The sequence below is a fragment of the Pseudoalteromonas 'SMAR' genome (assembly GCF_048515945.1).
In the GTDB taxonomy this organism is placed as follows: Bacteria; Pseudomonadota; Gammaproteobacteria; order Enterobacterales; family Alteromonadaceae; genus Pseudoalteromonas.
Window position 1 is genome coordinate 13,734 of record NZ_JBLWMW010000028.1, and the last position, 13,286, is coordinate 27,019.

Annotated in this window: 9 protein-coding genes and 1 other RNA gene; 4 read left to right on the forward strand and 6 right to left on the reverse strand. The window is 46.6% G+C overall.

Annotated elements, in window-relative coordinates:
- The first annotated feature begins 84 nt into the window (after positions 1 to 84).
- Positions 85 to 4,290, forward strand: a complete 4,206-nt coding sequence (locus ACNKW2_RS12470; RefSeq protein ID WP_419148915.1) for a DEAD/DEAH box helicase — start codon at positions 85 to 87, stop codon at positions 4,288 to 4,290.
- Here the strand turns inward: ACNKW2_RS12470 and ACNKW2_RS12475 are convergent.
- Genes ACNKW2_RS12475 through ACNKW2_RS12485 form a run of 3 tightly spaced genes read right to left on the reverse strand, consistent with a single transcriptional unit; the run spans position 4,274 to position 6,588 of the window.
- A complete protein-coding gene (locus ACNKW2_RS12475) occupies positions 4,274 to 5,374 on the reverse strand; it encodes an amidohydrolase family protein (RefSeq protein WP_419148875.1) in 1,101 nt (366 codons plus the stop codon). The genes ACNKW2_RS12470 and ACNKW2_RS12475 overlap by 17 nt on opposite strands.
- 21 nt (positions 5,375 to 5,395) lie before the next feature.
- The gene (locus ACNKW2_RS12480) at positions 5,396 to 5,710 is read right to left on the reverse strand and encodes an Mpo1-like protein (protein WP_336566690.1); all 315 of its coding nucleotides are present in this window, start codon (positions 5,708 to 5,710) and stop codon (positions 5,396 to 5,398) included.
- A gap of 2 nt (positions 5,711 to 5,712) precedes the next feature.
- Positions 5,713 to 6,588, reverse strand: a complete 876-nt coding sequence (locus ACNKW2_RS12485) for a flagellar protein MotY (RefSeq protein ID WP_419148876.1) — start codon at positions 6,586 to 6,588, stop codon at positions 5,713 to 5,715.
- A gap of 182 nt (positions 6,589 to 6,770) precedes the next feature.
- Between ACNKW2_RS12485 and rnt the strand changes: the two genes are divergently transcribed.
- The gene (rnt, locus tag ACNKW2_RS12490; protein ID WP_419148877.1) at positions 6,771 to 7,433 is read left to right on the forward strand and encodes a ribonuclease T; all 663 of its coding nucleotides are present in this window, start codon (positions 6,771 to 6,773) and stop codon (positions 7,431 to 7,433) included.
- Positions 7,434 to 7,606: 173 nt separating this feature from the next.
- Here the strand turns inward: rnt and ACNKW2_RS12495 are convergent, their stop codons facing one another.
- Positions 7,607 to 9,259, reverse strand: a complete 1,653-nt coding sequence (locus tag ACNKW2_RS12495) for a DUF342 domain-containing protein (RefSeq protein ID WP_419148878.1) — start codon at positions 9,257 to 9,259, stop codon at positions 7,607 to 7,609.
- Positions 9,260 to 9,835: 576 nt separating this feature from the next.
- Between ACNKW2_RS12495 and ssrA the strand changes: the two genes are divergently transcribed.
- Positions 9,836 to 10,193: a transfer-messenger RNA gene (gene ssrA / locus ACNKW2_RS12500) on the forward strand.
- Positions 10,194 to 10,410: 217 nt separating this feature from the next.
- Here ssrA and ACNKW2_RS12505 read toward each other — a convergent pair.
- Both ACNKW2_RS12505 and ycaC read right to left on the reverse strand, forming a co-directional pair.
- Entirely contained in the window at positions 10,411 to 11,325 is a 915-nt protein-coding gene (locus tag ACNKW2_RS12505; protein WP_419148879.1) for a pirin family protein, read from the reverse strand.
- A 75-nt stretch (positions 11,326 to 11,400) separates the two neighbouring features.
- The gene (ycaC, locus tag ACNKW2_RS12510) at positions 11,401 to 12,027 is read right to left on the reverse strand and encodes an isochorismate family cysteine hydrolase YcaC (RefSeq protein ID WP_419148880.1); all 627 of its coding nucleotides are present in this window, start codon (positions 12,025 to 12,027) and stop codon (positions 11,401 to 11,403) included.
- A gap of 274 nt (positions 12,028 to 12,301) precedes the next feature.
- Here ycaC and ACNKW2_RS12515 point away from each other — a divergent pair, with 274 nt between their 5' ends.
- Entirely contained in the window at positions 12,302 to 13,108 is an 807-nt protein-coding gene (locus tag ACNKW2_RS12515) for a LysR substrate-binding domain-containing protein (RefSeq protein ID WP_419148881.1), read from the forward strand.
- Positions 13,109 to 13,286 lie beyond the last annotated feature (178 nt).

Genomic DNA, 13,286 nt, shown 5'->3' on the forward strand with positions numbered 1-13,286 from the left:
ACACTCTCTGCACCACTTCGAATGGCAGCAACGCTGATTTTATGGTAGTTTTCCATGTCCAACAGCAAGCCAGCAATACTGCCCATGAAATTTGACTTCTCGTCTAGCACCAATAACAAAATCAATTCGCTACATCAGTATTATCTTAGCTTACCTGAGGCCGAGCAGCAGCTGTTGCTGGTATTAGCTGTGGTCTACAAACCCATATCGGCTATAAAACTTAAACGCTTATTGCAGCGCTTAGAAAGCCAAGGGTTAATCGCAAATAGCGGTTTTGCTAACGGAGTATCCCACAGTCAAATCATGAGCTGGCGGGCGGCTGAAATGGTGACCTTCAACGAAGAAGGCGTGCAGATCAACTTAAAACTGGCCACTTTGTTAAGCCAGCAAGCTCTGCAAAACGATCTGTTTCTTGCCATTCTTAATGTGGCTGAAGAGATAGCACCGGTACTCAATGCCTACGAGTGGGAACGCCAGTACAGTGATGAACAGCGGCTGTTAAGGGACTTTTTATTACTGAATCAACTGGCCAAGGCGCGCCCGCACATGGCCATCAACAAAAACCCACAGCAGGTTTGCTATAAAAGTAACCAAGCCCTGCTGCCATTGTATTTTTATCCGTTTCACGTTGATGACTTTATCACTCTAGCAGCAGACATTCAGTATCAAGCGTTTGCCACGCTGCTATACAGCTTAAAACAAAGCGGTGAAAACCTAGAACACGCCATTACTTGCTTAGGCCAAGTAGAGCAGCAACAAGATAATGCTTTGTTATCTTCGTTATTGGCGGAGCATCGTCTCTACCAAGGCCAGCTGCAGCAAGCCCAGCGGCTATGCCAGCAAAGTGACAGCAGTTATAACCTCCAGCTACAAGCAAGCTGTGCATTTTTTAACGGCGACGATAATGCCCTATCGCTATTCGATAAGGCCATTAAAGCTAAGGATAAAATCAGCAAACGCAAGAAGCAGTATTTGGGCAGAACATTGGGGGTTATTCACAAACTGGCGTTATTGCAGCAGGCCAATAACAGTGACGCCAGTCAGTTTGAGGTGCTACAGCAACAGCTAGAGTACCAAAGCCAAGACAGCAAAGAGCCATACAGTAACTTTTACGTCAATAATGTTTTACTCTATTGCAGCGAAAGTCTATCGCAGAGTCACAGCTACCAAAGTAGCCACCTCAACTACAGCAGTTTGGCCAATTCCCACCGCTTTGATTATATGCTTGGGCAGTTAATTAATGCTTATGCTCACTACTGGTGCGATAAACAGCTTGGCGCTGAGCACATTGATGCCCTAGAGCGCTGCCAGCTTAGCTTTAACGAAATGGGATTGACTCTGTTTGCCACTTTGGCGATGCAGCTGTTAGCCAAGTTACAAGGGCAAAGTCACTCACTGAATGCGCAAAGCCAGTTTGATATGACACAGTTAGTCGCCAAAAAATCCCCCTGGGATCTTGCCCTCGACAAACTCATTGCATTACAGCCACAAGCCCAAGGCACAGCGCCTGTGGACGCAGAGCAGCGCATAGTGTGGCAAATGCGGCAGGGTCGCTTTGAGGTTGAGTTACAGCCACGGCTGCAAAAACGCGGCAAAAATGGCTGGGGCAAAGGCAAAACCCTAGCCCTTAAACAACTCAAAGAGCACCCCGAGCAGTTTCCGTTTTTGTCGGCCAGTGATAAAAAGCTTCTCGATGCCATTACTGCGCAGTCTGGCTATGGTTACCATGGCCGCGCTGACTATTGCCTAGCAGGGATCCCTGCATTAAAAGCTGCGGTTGGGGCCGATAATATTTATCATGAAGAAGACTTAACCACCACCATTGCCATTAAGGCGCGCTCACCGGAGCTACTTATTCGCCAACAAGGCGATGAGTTATTGTTGACTATCCCCCATTTGCCCAGTTTTTTTGCCGCGAAACAAACTTACTCCTTAGTGCAGACGGCGCCTCACGTTTATGAGTTTATTATTTTTAACCCGTCACATATGCAAGTGGCTGAGGTGATTGGTGAGTCGGGGTTAACGGTGCCGGTCAGCGCGAAACAAAAAGTGCTGCAAAGTATCACTGCCATTGCACCTTATTTAAATGTGCAATCGGATATTCCCGGCATTGATACTGGCCTAGACAGCATCACTGCCGACAGTCAGTTAGTGATAAACATCCAACCCTATCATCAAGGTCTCGATTTCCATTGTGTGGTCATGCCCTTTGGCGACCAAGGGCCGATATTTCAACCTGGGATTGGCGCCGCAACCGTAAGCGCCGACATTGCCGGCCGGCGCTTATCAACGACACGAGATTTAATTACAGAGCAACAGCGCCTGGACCAACTTGACCAGTATTGCCCACTATTTTTGCAAATGACCGATAACCGTCTGAGCTTGTCACAAATGGAAGAGGCCTTAGAAGTACTGCAAGAGCTTGAGCAGCTGGTGCAACAAGACCCCTGCCCGATGGCATTAAAGCTGCGCTGGCCCAAGGGAAAAAAGGTAAAGCTCAGCAAAAAGCTAGAGAGCCAACACCTACAATTGGCAATGACCAAAAAGAATCAATGGTTTGATATGACCGGAGAGCTTAATGTGGATGATGGTGAGGTGCTTGAGCTGAAGTCACTGTTAAAAATGGTGGCAACCAGTAACGGCCGCTTTATTGCGCTAGATGGCGAGCAAGTGATTGCCTTATCGAGTGAATTAAAGCAGCAGCTGGATATGCTTAATCATGCCACTGATCATGGGCAGTTTCATCCTTTAGCCAGCCCCATCGTCAGCGAAGCCACCACCGGTATGCGAATGAAAACCATACCGGCTTGGCAGCAACAAAGTGAAAAAATGCAGCAAGCCAGCAGCTTAACACCCGCCTTGCCAAGCACCTTACAAGCGCAATTGCGTGACTACCAGCACGCTGGATTTGATTGGGCCATGCGTTTGGCGCATTGGGGGGCTGGAGCGTGCCTTGCCGATGACATGGGACTGGGTAAAACACTGCAAGCCTTGGCCGTGGTGTTAGCCCGGGCAGAGGCCGGGCCAAGCCTTATCATTGCCCCGACATCGGTGTGCTTTAACTGGCAACAAGAAATACAAAAATTTGCTCCTACACTCACTATTAAACGTTTCGCGGACTACGCCACTGCCAGTGAACGGGCAGAGATGTTAGCGCAGCTAGCGCCGTTAGATTGCGTCATTATTAGCTACGGCTTATTGCAACGCGAAGTGGAACTGTTAAAGCCCATTACCTTTGCAACCATAGTCGCCGATGAAGCCCAAGCGTTAAAAAACCCCATGGCGAAACGCTCACAAGCCGCCTGCGCACTTAAGGGCCAATTTAAAATGATCACCACAGGCACCCCCATCGAAAACAACCTTACCGAGCTGTGGTCGTTGTTTCGCTTTGTGAACCCAGGGCTATTAGGTAACCTCAAACGCTTTGCCGAAAAATTCTCACAACCCATTGAAAACGTAGAAGAAGACAGATTAGCGGCCCACCGCGCCCGAAAAGGCCTTAAGCAATTGATCCAGCCATTTATTCTGCGCCGCATGAAACATCAAGTGCTCACCGAGTTGCCACCACGCACCGAGATCAATGTCCCGGTTCAGCTCAGCGAGGAAGAGCAAGCGTTTTACGAGGCGCTGCGACAAAATGCCATTGATGAGTTGGCCGCCGCCAGTGAACACGACAGTGCCAATGAGCAGCGCTTTAAAATGCTCGCTGCCTTGACTCGCTTGCGCCAGGCCTGTTGTCACCCGAAACTATTAATGGCCGAAAGCCAACTCAGCAGCGCCAAGCTAGCAGCCCTCAGTGAGCTGCTAGTAGAGCTGCAGCAAAACAACCATAAAGCTCTTATTTTTAGTCAGTTTGTGGGCCATTTGCAGCTCATTAAACGTCACTTAGAGCAACTTGGGATAGGTTATCAATACCTTGATGGCAGCACCCCAAGCCCAGCGCGGCAACAAGCGGTAAACGCTTTCCAAAAAGGCCAAGGCGACGTGTTTTTGATCAGTTTAAAAGCTGGCGGCTCTGGCTTAAACCTCACCGCCGCCGATTATGTGATCCATATGGATCCATGGTGGAACCCGGCAGTTGAAGCGCAAGCCTCAGATAGAGCTCACCGCATCGGCCAGCAACGCCCTGTGACCATTTACCGCTTAATCGCAAAAGGCACCATTGAGGAGCAAATCGTCGCGCTGCATCAACACAAAAAAGATCTCGCAGAGCAGTTATTAGCAGACACCGACAAGGCCTTAAAATTGAATGTGGATGATGTGCTGGCGATGCTTAAGGAGCCGCTGTAGTGCAGATCTGCGGCGCTTTATAAGGCAGCGACAATAAGTCAAAGTAGTTTTGCCCCAGCGCAATGCGACGAAACGCAACATCGTTTACCACCTTAAATAAGTGGCTATTAACGGCCACTTCCTCGCGGTAATCATGTAAACGCTTATTACTACTGGCGACAAAGTCGCTGCCTGGTAAAAAACGCTCAGGATAGCGATTCAGTAACTCAACATACTGCTTGGCAACCTGTGGCTCACGGAAGTAAAAGTCATATAAGATCCGCCACGATAAATCAGCTTTAAATTTCGGGTATTGCTGAAATAATTGAGTGAGTGTTTCAATGTGTAACTGCGGCGAAATATCGCTCAACTCCTTTGAGAGACCCATGTGCATCCAAATGATGTCGTTCTCTGGATAGTGGGCTAACATCGCTTGCAGCAGTGGTAAGTAACGTAAAGGTTGCTGGTTATCCCCTAAATCGGCATGAATGGCTAATGGGATATTTTGCTCTCTAAGCGCTGCCATAAACGGCTGCCACTGGGCAATGGTCGCCAAGCTCACCGCTTGATGGCCATTGTCGAATTGCGCGGCTTTAACCATGTTAACCTCGCCCATCCAGCTGAAAATATCACCGTATTGCTCTTGCAATGCTTGCATCGTGGGTAAAATGGTCGCGGGCCGATTCAAATCGGCAAAGGTCATGGATAAAGTAAGATGCACTTTATTGCCATCATAGGCTAAGTATTGCGCTGCATTTTTACGGTCGTTCTCGAGCGTAGGCGCGATTATATTACTATAACAACCGCGCTCTCCCACACAGTTCGGCTTGCGCTGATAGGTTTGCCCTATGCCATAGATATTGACGAACAATACGCCACTGTTAGCCGCCCAATCGACGAGCTTGTCAAAGGCCACCGCTTGGCCCCAAAATGGCTTAAAATGATGATGAGCATCGACCACAAAATGATGGGACTGGGTTGTGCGATCGTAGCATTGGCTGTTTGCAGGGCTAAATTGCGCTAGAGTTCGCGAAGCCGCACCAACATGCTGACAAGCAACCAGCATGAGACAAAACAGCGCCATTGCAAGCCTTTTTACTGCCATAAAAATACGTTAAATCCCTTGTTACCAAGGCACTTTGCCACGGAGTATGTCTTTATACATCACCCAGTCTCCCCAGAGACTATAAAACGGGTGCTTGAAGGTGGCCGGTTTATTTTTTTCAAAGAAAAAGTGTCCCAGCCAAGCAAAACCGTAACCTGCCAGCGGTAACAGCCAAAGCAGTTGCCATTGCTGTGTCAGCAAGGCGTACAATAAAATGGCCAGCACCAAGGTAGAACCGATAAAATGCAATCGCCGACAGGTTTTATTTTTATGCTCAGCAAGGTAGTAAGGGTAAAACTCGCTGAATGAGTTGAACTCAGCCGTGGTTTTTTTCATTGTTAAGGCTTCGATATTTGGATCACTACGCGACGGTTTTTGCCGCGACCAATGGCGTTTTCATTGGTGGCAATATGGCGTTTTTCGCCAAAGCCATCGGTGATGATTTTGTTTTCTGCAACGCCAAGCTCTGCCATATACGCTTTAATGGCTTCAGCCCGCTTTTTTGACAATACCAAGTTGCTATTACGACCGCCATAGCTGTCGCTGTACGCCGAGATATAAATTTGTTCAATATTAGGATCGTTATTGAGGTATTCGCCAATCATATCGAGGCGTTTACGTGACGACTTCGTCAGCTCACTGGAGTTCTTTTTATAATTCATCACGGTAAAGGCGATGTCTTCAAAGCTAAACGGTAGCAAGTTATCGCGGCACTGTAAAAAGGCCCAATAGGCCTGTTTAAAATTCACCGACGACAAAGACACCGCAATGCGGTCAACATCGTTTTGCCAATCTTGGTAATAAAACGTCGGAAAAAAGCCTTTCTCCAGCTCACTTAGTAACTCCCAAGCCACGTCGTTGGTCAGTTCCCCATCAAACTTTTTCAGTAGTTTCATTTGGCCAATTTTACGTGCTGGCTTGCCCGCTCGCCACGCCGGCGGAACCGACTCAAGGCCGGCAAAATCGTACGTCTCAGGGCGGATCATCATGTCGAGGTTAAACGTGAGGTTTTTATTTTTACTGGCATTAGCTGAGAATATCGCCTCGCCGTAATAAGGCACTTCGTGGTTGAGAGCGCAACTTAAGCGGCTGGTTTTATCGACATTCCAGTGCGAAGTATCAGCATCGGCAGCATATTGCCGCATCGCGGCATCGGCATTGATACTGACCCCTGATGCCAATACGCCAAGCCAAACTATTGATAATTTGAACATTCTCACTTGATACTCCACTACGTTTATAGCCGCACAGCGACGCTAGCTTGATGACTGCTATTGTTAAAGCCATTTACCGCATATTCGAAGCAATAAATATACCAAAAGCAATTTAGCCAGCCCTCGCATCTTGGCGGCGTATCAGTATAATAGGCCGCTCAATTTCATAAACCAAGAAGATTATGTCTGATACTGAGCAAACGCTATTTTCAAAACGCTTCCGCGGCTTCTTTCCTGTAGTTATCGACGTGGAAACCGCAGGCTTTAATAAAGATACCGACGCTTTACTCGAAATTGCCGTCACTATGTTAAAAATGGACGACAATGGCATTCTCAGTTTAGATCAGACCGTACACTTTCATGTTGAGCCGTTCGAGGGCGCCAATATAGAACAATCTGCTATCGAGTTTAATGGTATTGATCCGCACTCTCCACTGCGTGGCGCTGTGGCCGAAGGCGATGCCATCAAAGAAATCTGTAAAGCAGTCAGAAAGGCACAAAAAGCAGCAGGTTGTACCCGCTCTGTGGTGGTCGCGCACAATGCCGCATTTGACCATGGCTTTTTAAACGCCGCCATTGAGCGCAATAAAATTAAACGTACGCCATTTCACCCTTTTGTGAGCTTTGATACCACTTCTTTAGCGGGATTAGCATTAGGCCAAACGGTATTAGCTAAAGCATGTCGCACAGCTGGCATTGAGTTTGATAATAGCCAAGCCCACAGCGCGCTGTACGATACCGAACGCACCGCCGAGCTATTTTGTTATATCGTCAATAAGTGGCAAGCACTAGGTGGCTGGCCGTTGCCACAGAACGATGATGAACCCGAACAAGCAAGTGAGTAAATATTACTTTGCTTTTTTATCGGCTCAATTATAAGCGAAAAAATGTCGTTCACTGGGTAAGAAATTTACTGTTTAGCTGTTTGAAATCATAATTTTCTAACGCAATAATCAGCAAACTTGCCCCCTCGAATCGAACAAGCACTTAGGTAAGTAAGGATGGTTGCAGAGCCAGCCTAAGCTGTCTCTGCAGCTTGTACAGTAGTGAACTGTTGAGTAATTTTACCCTCATGTAATTTGACATGGTTAGGCGGGTAAATTCGCGAAAATTGCTTTTTGTCTTTCGCGATGGTCACTTCGGTACCCGGGTGCAGCAGCTCATTCACTGTTACCCGGCTTAAACGCGCTAAGCGCTGAATTTTTTGCTGCACTAAACGCATGTTGCGCTGGTTGCGAGCATAGTGTTTGCTCACTTGAGTTTCACTGCTTTGCAACCTAGCTAAATAAGCGTCGCGCTTAGCTGAAGGCGCTGAGGCTTCAGCTTTATTTTTTGCTTGCTTAATATCGATGGCTTTTCTAGCCAGCACCCTTTCTAATTCAGCAAATTCACGGTACTTTTCGTGCAATGAATCCCAGTCTTGGGCAATGGCAATGCGCGTCTTGGTGCCCGATGGCGCACCAATTTCACCGGCTTCAATGCGCATGGCATCGAGAATATTCCCGCCGATAAGCTTGCCTCGTGGTTTGTCACCCTTACCAATTTTTATCAAACGCTTAGAAGCCAGATCGCAATGCAGGGCTTGGCGTTCAATGAGAATATCTTGCTCACTTTCCACATGGCAGTACTGGGCGTAACCCAAAGACACCGAACGTTTGGATTTAATACTGCACGAAAACGGCTCACCCTCAACACGCTTACGGCCAATAGCTCCAAGCATCACGGTAATGGCGCCATTACTTTCTATTTCTGCTGACTCCACAAAGCCAATTACGGTAATATCGCCAGAGGCTTTGACGCGCATGCCGTCTTTAATGTCACCGCTGACGATGACGCTGCCGTCAAACTCAACATGACCGGTGGTCACATCAATGTTGTCGTAACACAGCACGTCGTCTACGCGGATACCGCGAGGAATGGCCACAGGTACGCCTTTGGCGTCTGCAATAAGTAGGTTTACATCATCTGGGTCTAACTTCGTGCCCTCAGACACTTCAAGAGCCGCATCTTTACCTGGTTTCGCTTCAATGGGATCGCCAAAAACGGTGTAACCTGGCTCGCCTTCGGTAGGTGGTACTTTTTTCATCAGTGGGCTGCCAGGCTTAACGGTAATAATAGCGCCTAAGTTACGCATATCGACTTTACCGCCGCTGGCCGCTTGCGGGCTTAACACTCTATCTTGCGCTGTCATGCATAACCGCACAAATTTCGCATCGCTACCGTCTTTTGCGCGCTGACCGGTGGCTACAATCCCACTGTAAGTATGGCCTGCAGGTAATTCTAACTGTTGGCCCAAAAGGTTATCGAGTGCTTTGGCGCTGACCCCTTTTTTGATCCCCGCTTTTCGAAGTGCCTGCTTGGCCCTATCCATGCACACCATTTTGCCACCTTTAGCGGTGCAAATGCGCGCTTCAGCCAACATATTGCCTTCTTCAATTTTTATAGTGATCTCAGCATCAATGGCCCTGGCAACAATTAACGAATCTTGCTTAGGATCATCACTTTCAGTAAAAAGCTGACCAATATTGGCATGAATGATTTCAAAATCCGCATACGGCGAGCCCTCGATCATCTCAACCAATTGAGACGCACTCGCCGGAAAACCGGATTCTATTGGATGAGAAAGCAAGTAAACGTAGCCTTCATCCTCATCAAAACGAAATAACGACATTCATAAATCCTACAAAAAAAGCATTAAGTTATTATTCTTATGTTTAATTGACAAAATGCGCAGATGCTTTATTTGAGCACAACTTAAACAGCTTGTTAAGCTTAACCTTACCTTAATCGCTACAAATTATAAATGAATGTAAACGAATTCCTGCACAATTAGCTCAACTTATTATTATTGCTATAGTTATCGGCAGCCAACAAAAACCCTTTAGCCCCCACAGATAGAAATTAGAATATTCACACTAAAGACTTATTCCCCATTTTTAGCCACTTATAGACCAATAAAAGTCAGCAATGTAAGCAAGTGCTACTGCAGTGATAACATATCGTCAACCACTTTTATGCCACTTTACTCAACAATACTTCCCCTTAGTGTTGGCCTTTATCAACCCATACAGCAGCCACAGCAAACGCCCGACACTTAACTCCATGAATAGTCGTTGAGAAAGTAAGCAAACAAGCCCAACAACTATTAAATACCGTGATAAGCCATTGTAATGCCATTGTTCCCATGTATAATGAAAACATAGTTAGCAAATGATTCAACAAAGCTAACAATTACTGAATTTATTCAGGGGCTGATTAGGATTCGACAGGATTCATGAAGCCTGAGGTGCATGTCGAGGTGCGGTTGGCCTCGTAAAAAAGCCGCATTTTAAAGTAATCGCAAACGACGATAACTACGCTCTAGCGGCATAATAGCCCGCTAGCACTTCTCCGGTGTATGTCTGTGGACCCGGTTCTGAAGTGTCACCCTACACGGACTCGCTACGGAAACCCTGGCCGGGGTTGAAGGGCTAAAACTAAGCGGCCTCGCCTTTACTGATCGTGTTCGTCCGAGCTTTAAAGGTTAACCAATAGACGATACTAAACATGTAGGACCGAAGGTCGAGGTTTTCTGGACGGGGGTTCAAATCCCCCCAGCTCCACCAATACCAAGAAACCCTAAGTTACGATTAAAATCAATAACTTAGGGTTTTTCTTTACCCACCAGTTCGGGGAACCTTTTGGGGTCAAACATCCACTTTCCATCCACAAAATGCCCACATTGTGACCACATCTGATTTTAAAGGCCTATTTACCTTAGGTTGAATTCCCTTGCCGCGGTTGGCAATTGCGCAAACCGATTAAAGCAAATAGCAACAATCACTATGTCGGCAAAGGAATAAACTCTTGGTCATCATTGGGCACCTTGGCGAAGTGACCGGCTTGCCAGTCTTGTTTGGCTTTATCGATTAATACTTTGTCGCTGGCAACAAAATTCCAGTCCATGTAGCGTTTACCTACTGAGTGGCCACCGATAATGGCTAAGATGGTGTCACTTTGTGCTGTCACTTGAATACTCGCTTCATGAGCAAATACGGCCATGGTGTGCTCGTTGAGTTGGGTGTCTTTGCTGGTGAGTTTACCTTTAACAACGTACACGCCTAATTCGTCGGTTTCTGGCAGTGTTAGTGTTTGTCCTGCTTGCAGACGAGCTTCGAGATAAAGAGTCTCGGAAAAGGTTTTTACTGGGGAAGTAATCCCATAAGCGGAACCTATCAACACTTTGATGGCCACACCATGCTCTACGGTGCTTGGGATGGCACTTCCAGGGTAGTGGAGAAAGTCTGGCTCACACTGCTCTTCATGCTCTGGTAATGCTAACCACAGTTGTAGTCCATGCATGCGTTGCGGTGCTGCTTTTATTTCTTCTCTTTGCCGCTCGGAATGAACAATGCCACGCCCTGCCACCATCAGGTTCACAGCACCAGGGGTGATCACTTGCTCTGTGCCGAGTGAGTCGCGGTGCAACATTTCCCCCTCAAACAGGTAAGTAACCGTGGCTAAGCCGATATGTGGATGGGGCCTAACGTCCACCCCTTGCCCTTTGGCAAATTGCGCAGGCCCCATGTGATCAAAGAATACCCATGGGCCAATACTACGACACGCTTTAACAGGAATACTGCGCCGCACCGTAAAACCACCTAGCTCTTTGTCTTTTGGCGTTAGCACCAGTTTAAGCGCACTGCAGCCATCAGTAACAGTGCAGTCTTGCTCTAAAGAAGTTGATAAATTACTCATGGCGCACTCCCCCTTTGATTGATTGTTTAATGAGCGGTAGTTCCCGCTCATTAAGTAAGACAAGTGTATAACCTACTAATCGTTACTTGTTAGAGTAGTATAGCTGGTGATTAAATTTCTATAGTCAGGAATGTGGTTTGAGAATAAAGCTCCTAGCCCCTCAATATCATTACGCCAATCACGATGCAAATCACAAGCAGTACCAAACCATGTCATCATTTGAGCACCGGCTTGTGACATACGCTCCCAGGCTGCATCTCTAGTCATAGGATTAAACGTTCCTGAAGCATCAGTAACGACAAATACTTCAAACCCTTCCTCAAGCGCAGAGAGGACCGGAAATGCTACGCACACCTCAGTTACAACACCAGCAATAATTAACTGCTTCTTTCCTGTTGCTTTAACAGCAGCCAGAAATTCTTCGTTGTCCCAAGCATTAATCTGTCCGGGTCTTGCAATATAAGGTGCGTCAGGGAATATTTCTTTTAACTCTGGTACCAAAGGTCCGTTGGGTCCAGTTTCAAAGCTGGTAGTTAAGATGGTTGGAAGGTTAAAATACTTGGCTAAATCGGCTAAAGCCAAGACGTTATTTTTGAATTTATCGGGTTCAATATCACGAACTAGAGATAATAATCCCGCTTGATGATCTACCAAAAGAACGGCTGCATTATCTTTATCTAATCTATTGTATTTAAAGCTCATCTGTCTTCTCCAAAGTTATAAAGTTAAAGAAAAAGTGGCTAAATCCCCGCCTGCTTACTTGCTCGTGAACGCCTATTTTTAGGGGGTTTATAAGCTTGCAAACTCTAGCGCTTAGGTTTTATCCTGAGGTTAAGTCTCAATCCGTTGCTTAGTTGCCAAAATCACACCGAGAGCTTAGTGGTCGAGAATTTAACTGCTTTAAGCCTAATATATTGCTTAATTGTGCAGTAGATAGCTAAAATGAAGTAGTAAGTTCTATAAATAGGACAATGAAATGCAAGATCTTAATGATCTCTACTATTTTGTGAAATCCGTTGAGAATGGTGGTTTTGCCGCGGCGGGTAGAGCATTAGGGATACCCAAATCGAAATTGAGTCGTCGTGTTGCCGAATTAGAGAGCAGACTCGATACCAAGCTTATTTACCGCTCAACAAGAAGCTTCCAGCTCACTGAGGTTGGTCAAGTATACTTTCAACATTGTAAAGCCATGCTAGTTGAAGCCGAGTCTGCTCAAAATGCTATTGATTCTCTAAAGTCAGCGCCTAGAGGCACGATCAAATTAACCTGCCCAATTGCTTTGCTCCATGCTCATATTGGTTGCATGTTAGGTGAATTTATGGCGCTTTATCCCGAAGTAAATATAAACCTTGAAGCATCAAATCGTCGCGTTGATGTCATTTCTGAGGGGGTAGATATTGCGATCCGAGTACGTCCACCTCCTATTGAAAACAGCGATTTGATCATGCGGGTTTTATCTGAACGCAGTTTAAGCCTCGTCGCAAGTCCCAAATTAGTAGAACAATTCGGCCAACCTCAGCACCTTACTGAGTTACAGCAATGGCCTAGCTTAGCTGTGGGTTTACCTCAGTATTCTTTCAGCTGGTGCTGGACGTGTCCAAAAGGAAAGTTGATTGAGGTGCCATTTAAGCCCCGTTTTATCACAACCGATATGGTTGCACTTCGCAATGCTGCATTGGCTGGTAATGGCGTAGTTCAGCTACCACACTTGATGGTAAGTGAAGAAATCCGAAAGGGCACCTTGCTACACCTGCTTGATGATTGGAGAGCCCCCCAGAGATAATTCATATCGTTTATCCATCTCGAAGAGGACTGCTTCCTGCCGTTCGAGCTCTGATCGATTTTCTCGCTGAGCGATATGCAAGCTTTGATGAAGTCTAACCCAGTATGGTTTTCTTAGAGCCAAGCCCCCTGTTCATTATTGATAATGTTCTGGTTGTAAAAAAATAGACAGTGTATAC

Excerpts from the sequence above, each read along its gene's own strand:
- ACNKW2_RS12470 (WP_419148915.1), top strand. The coding sequence starts at position 85 with ATGAAATTTGACTTCTCGTCTAGCACCAATAACAAAATCAATTCGCTA.
- ACNKW2_RS12475 (WP_419148875.1), bottom strand. The coding sequence starts at position 5,374 with ATGGCAGTAAAAAGGCTTGCAATGGCGCTGTTTTGTCTCATGCTGGTT.
- ACNKW2_RS12480 (WP_336566690.1), bottom strand. The coding sequence starts at position 5,710 with ATGAAAAAAACCACGGCTGAGTTCAACTCATTCAGCGAGTTTTACCCT.
- ACNKW2_RS12485 (WP_419148876.1), bottom strand. The coding sequence starts at position 6,588 with ATGTTCAAATTATCAATAGTTTGGCTTGGCGTATTGGCATCAGGGGTC.
- rnt (WP_419148877.1), top strand. The coding sequence starts at position 6,771 with ATGTCTGATACTGAGCAAACGCTATTTTCAAAACGCTTCCGCGGCTTC.
- ACNKW2_RS12495 (WP_419148878.1), bottom strand. The coding sequence starts at position 9,259 with ATGTCGTTATTTCGTTTTGATGAGGATGAAGGCTACGTTTACTTGCTT.
- ACNKW2_RS12505 (WP_419148879.1), bottom strand. The coding sequence starts at position 11,325 with ATGAGTAATTTATCAACTTCTTTAGAGCAAGACTGCACTGTTACTGAT.
- ycaC (WP_419148880.1), bottom strand. The coding sequence starts at position 12,027 with ATGAGCTTTAAATACAATAGATTAGATAAAGATAATGCAGCCGTTCTT.
- ACNKW2_RS12515 (WP_419148881.1), top strand. The coding sequence starts at position 12,302 with ATGCAAGATCTTAATGATCTCTACTATTTTGTGAAATCCGTTGAGAAT.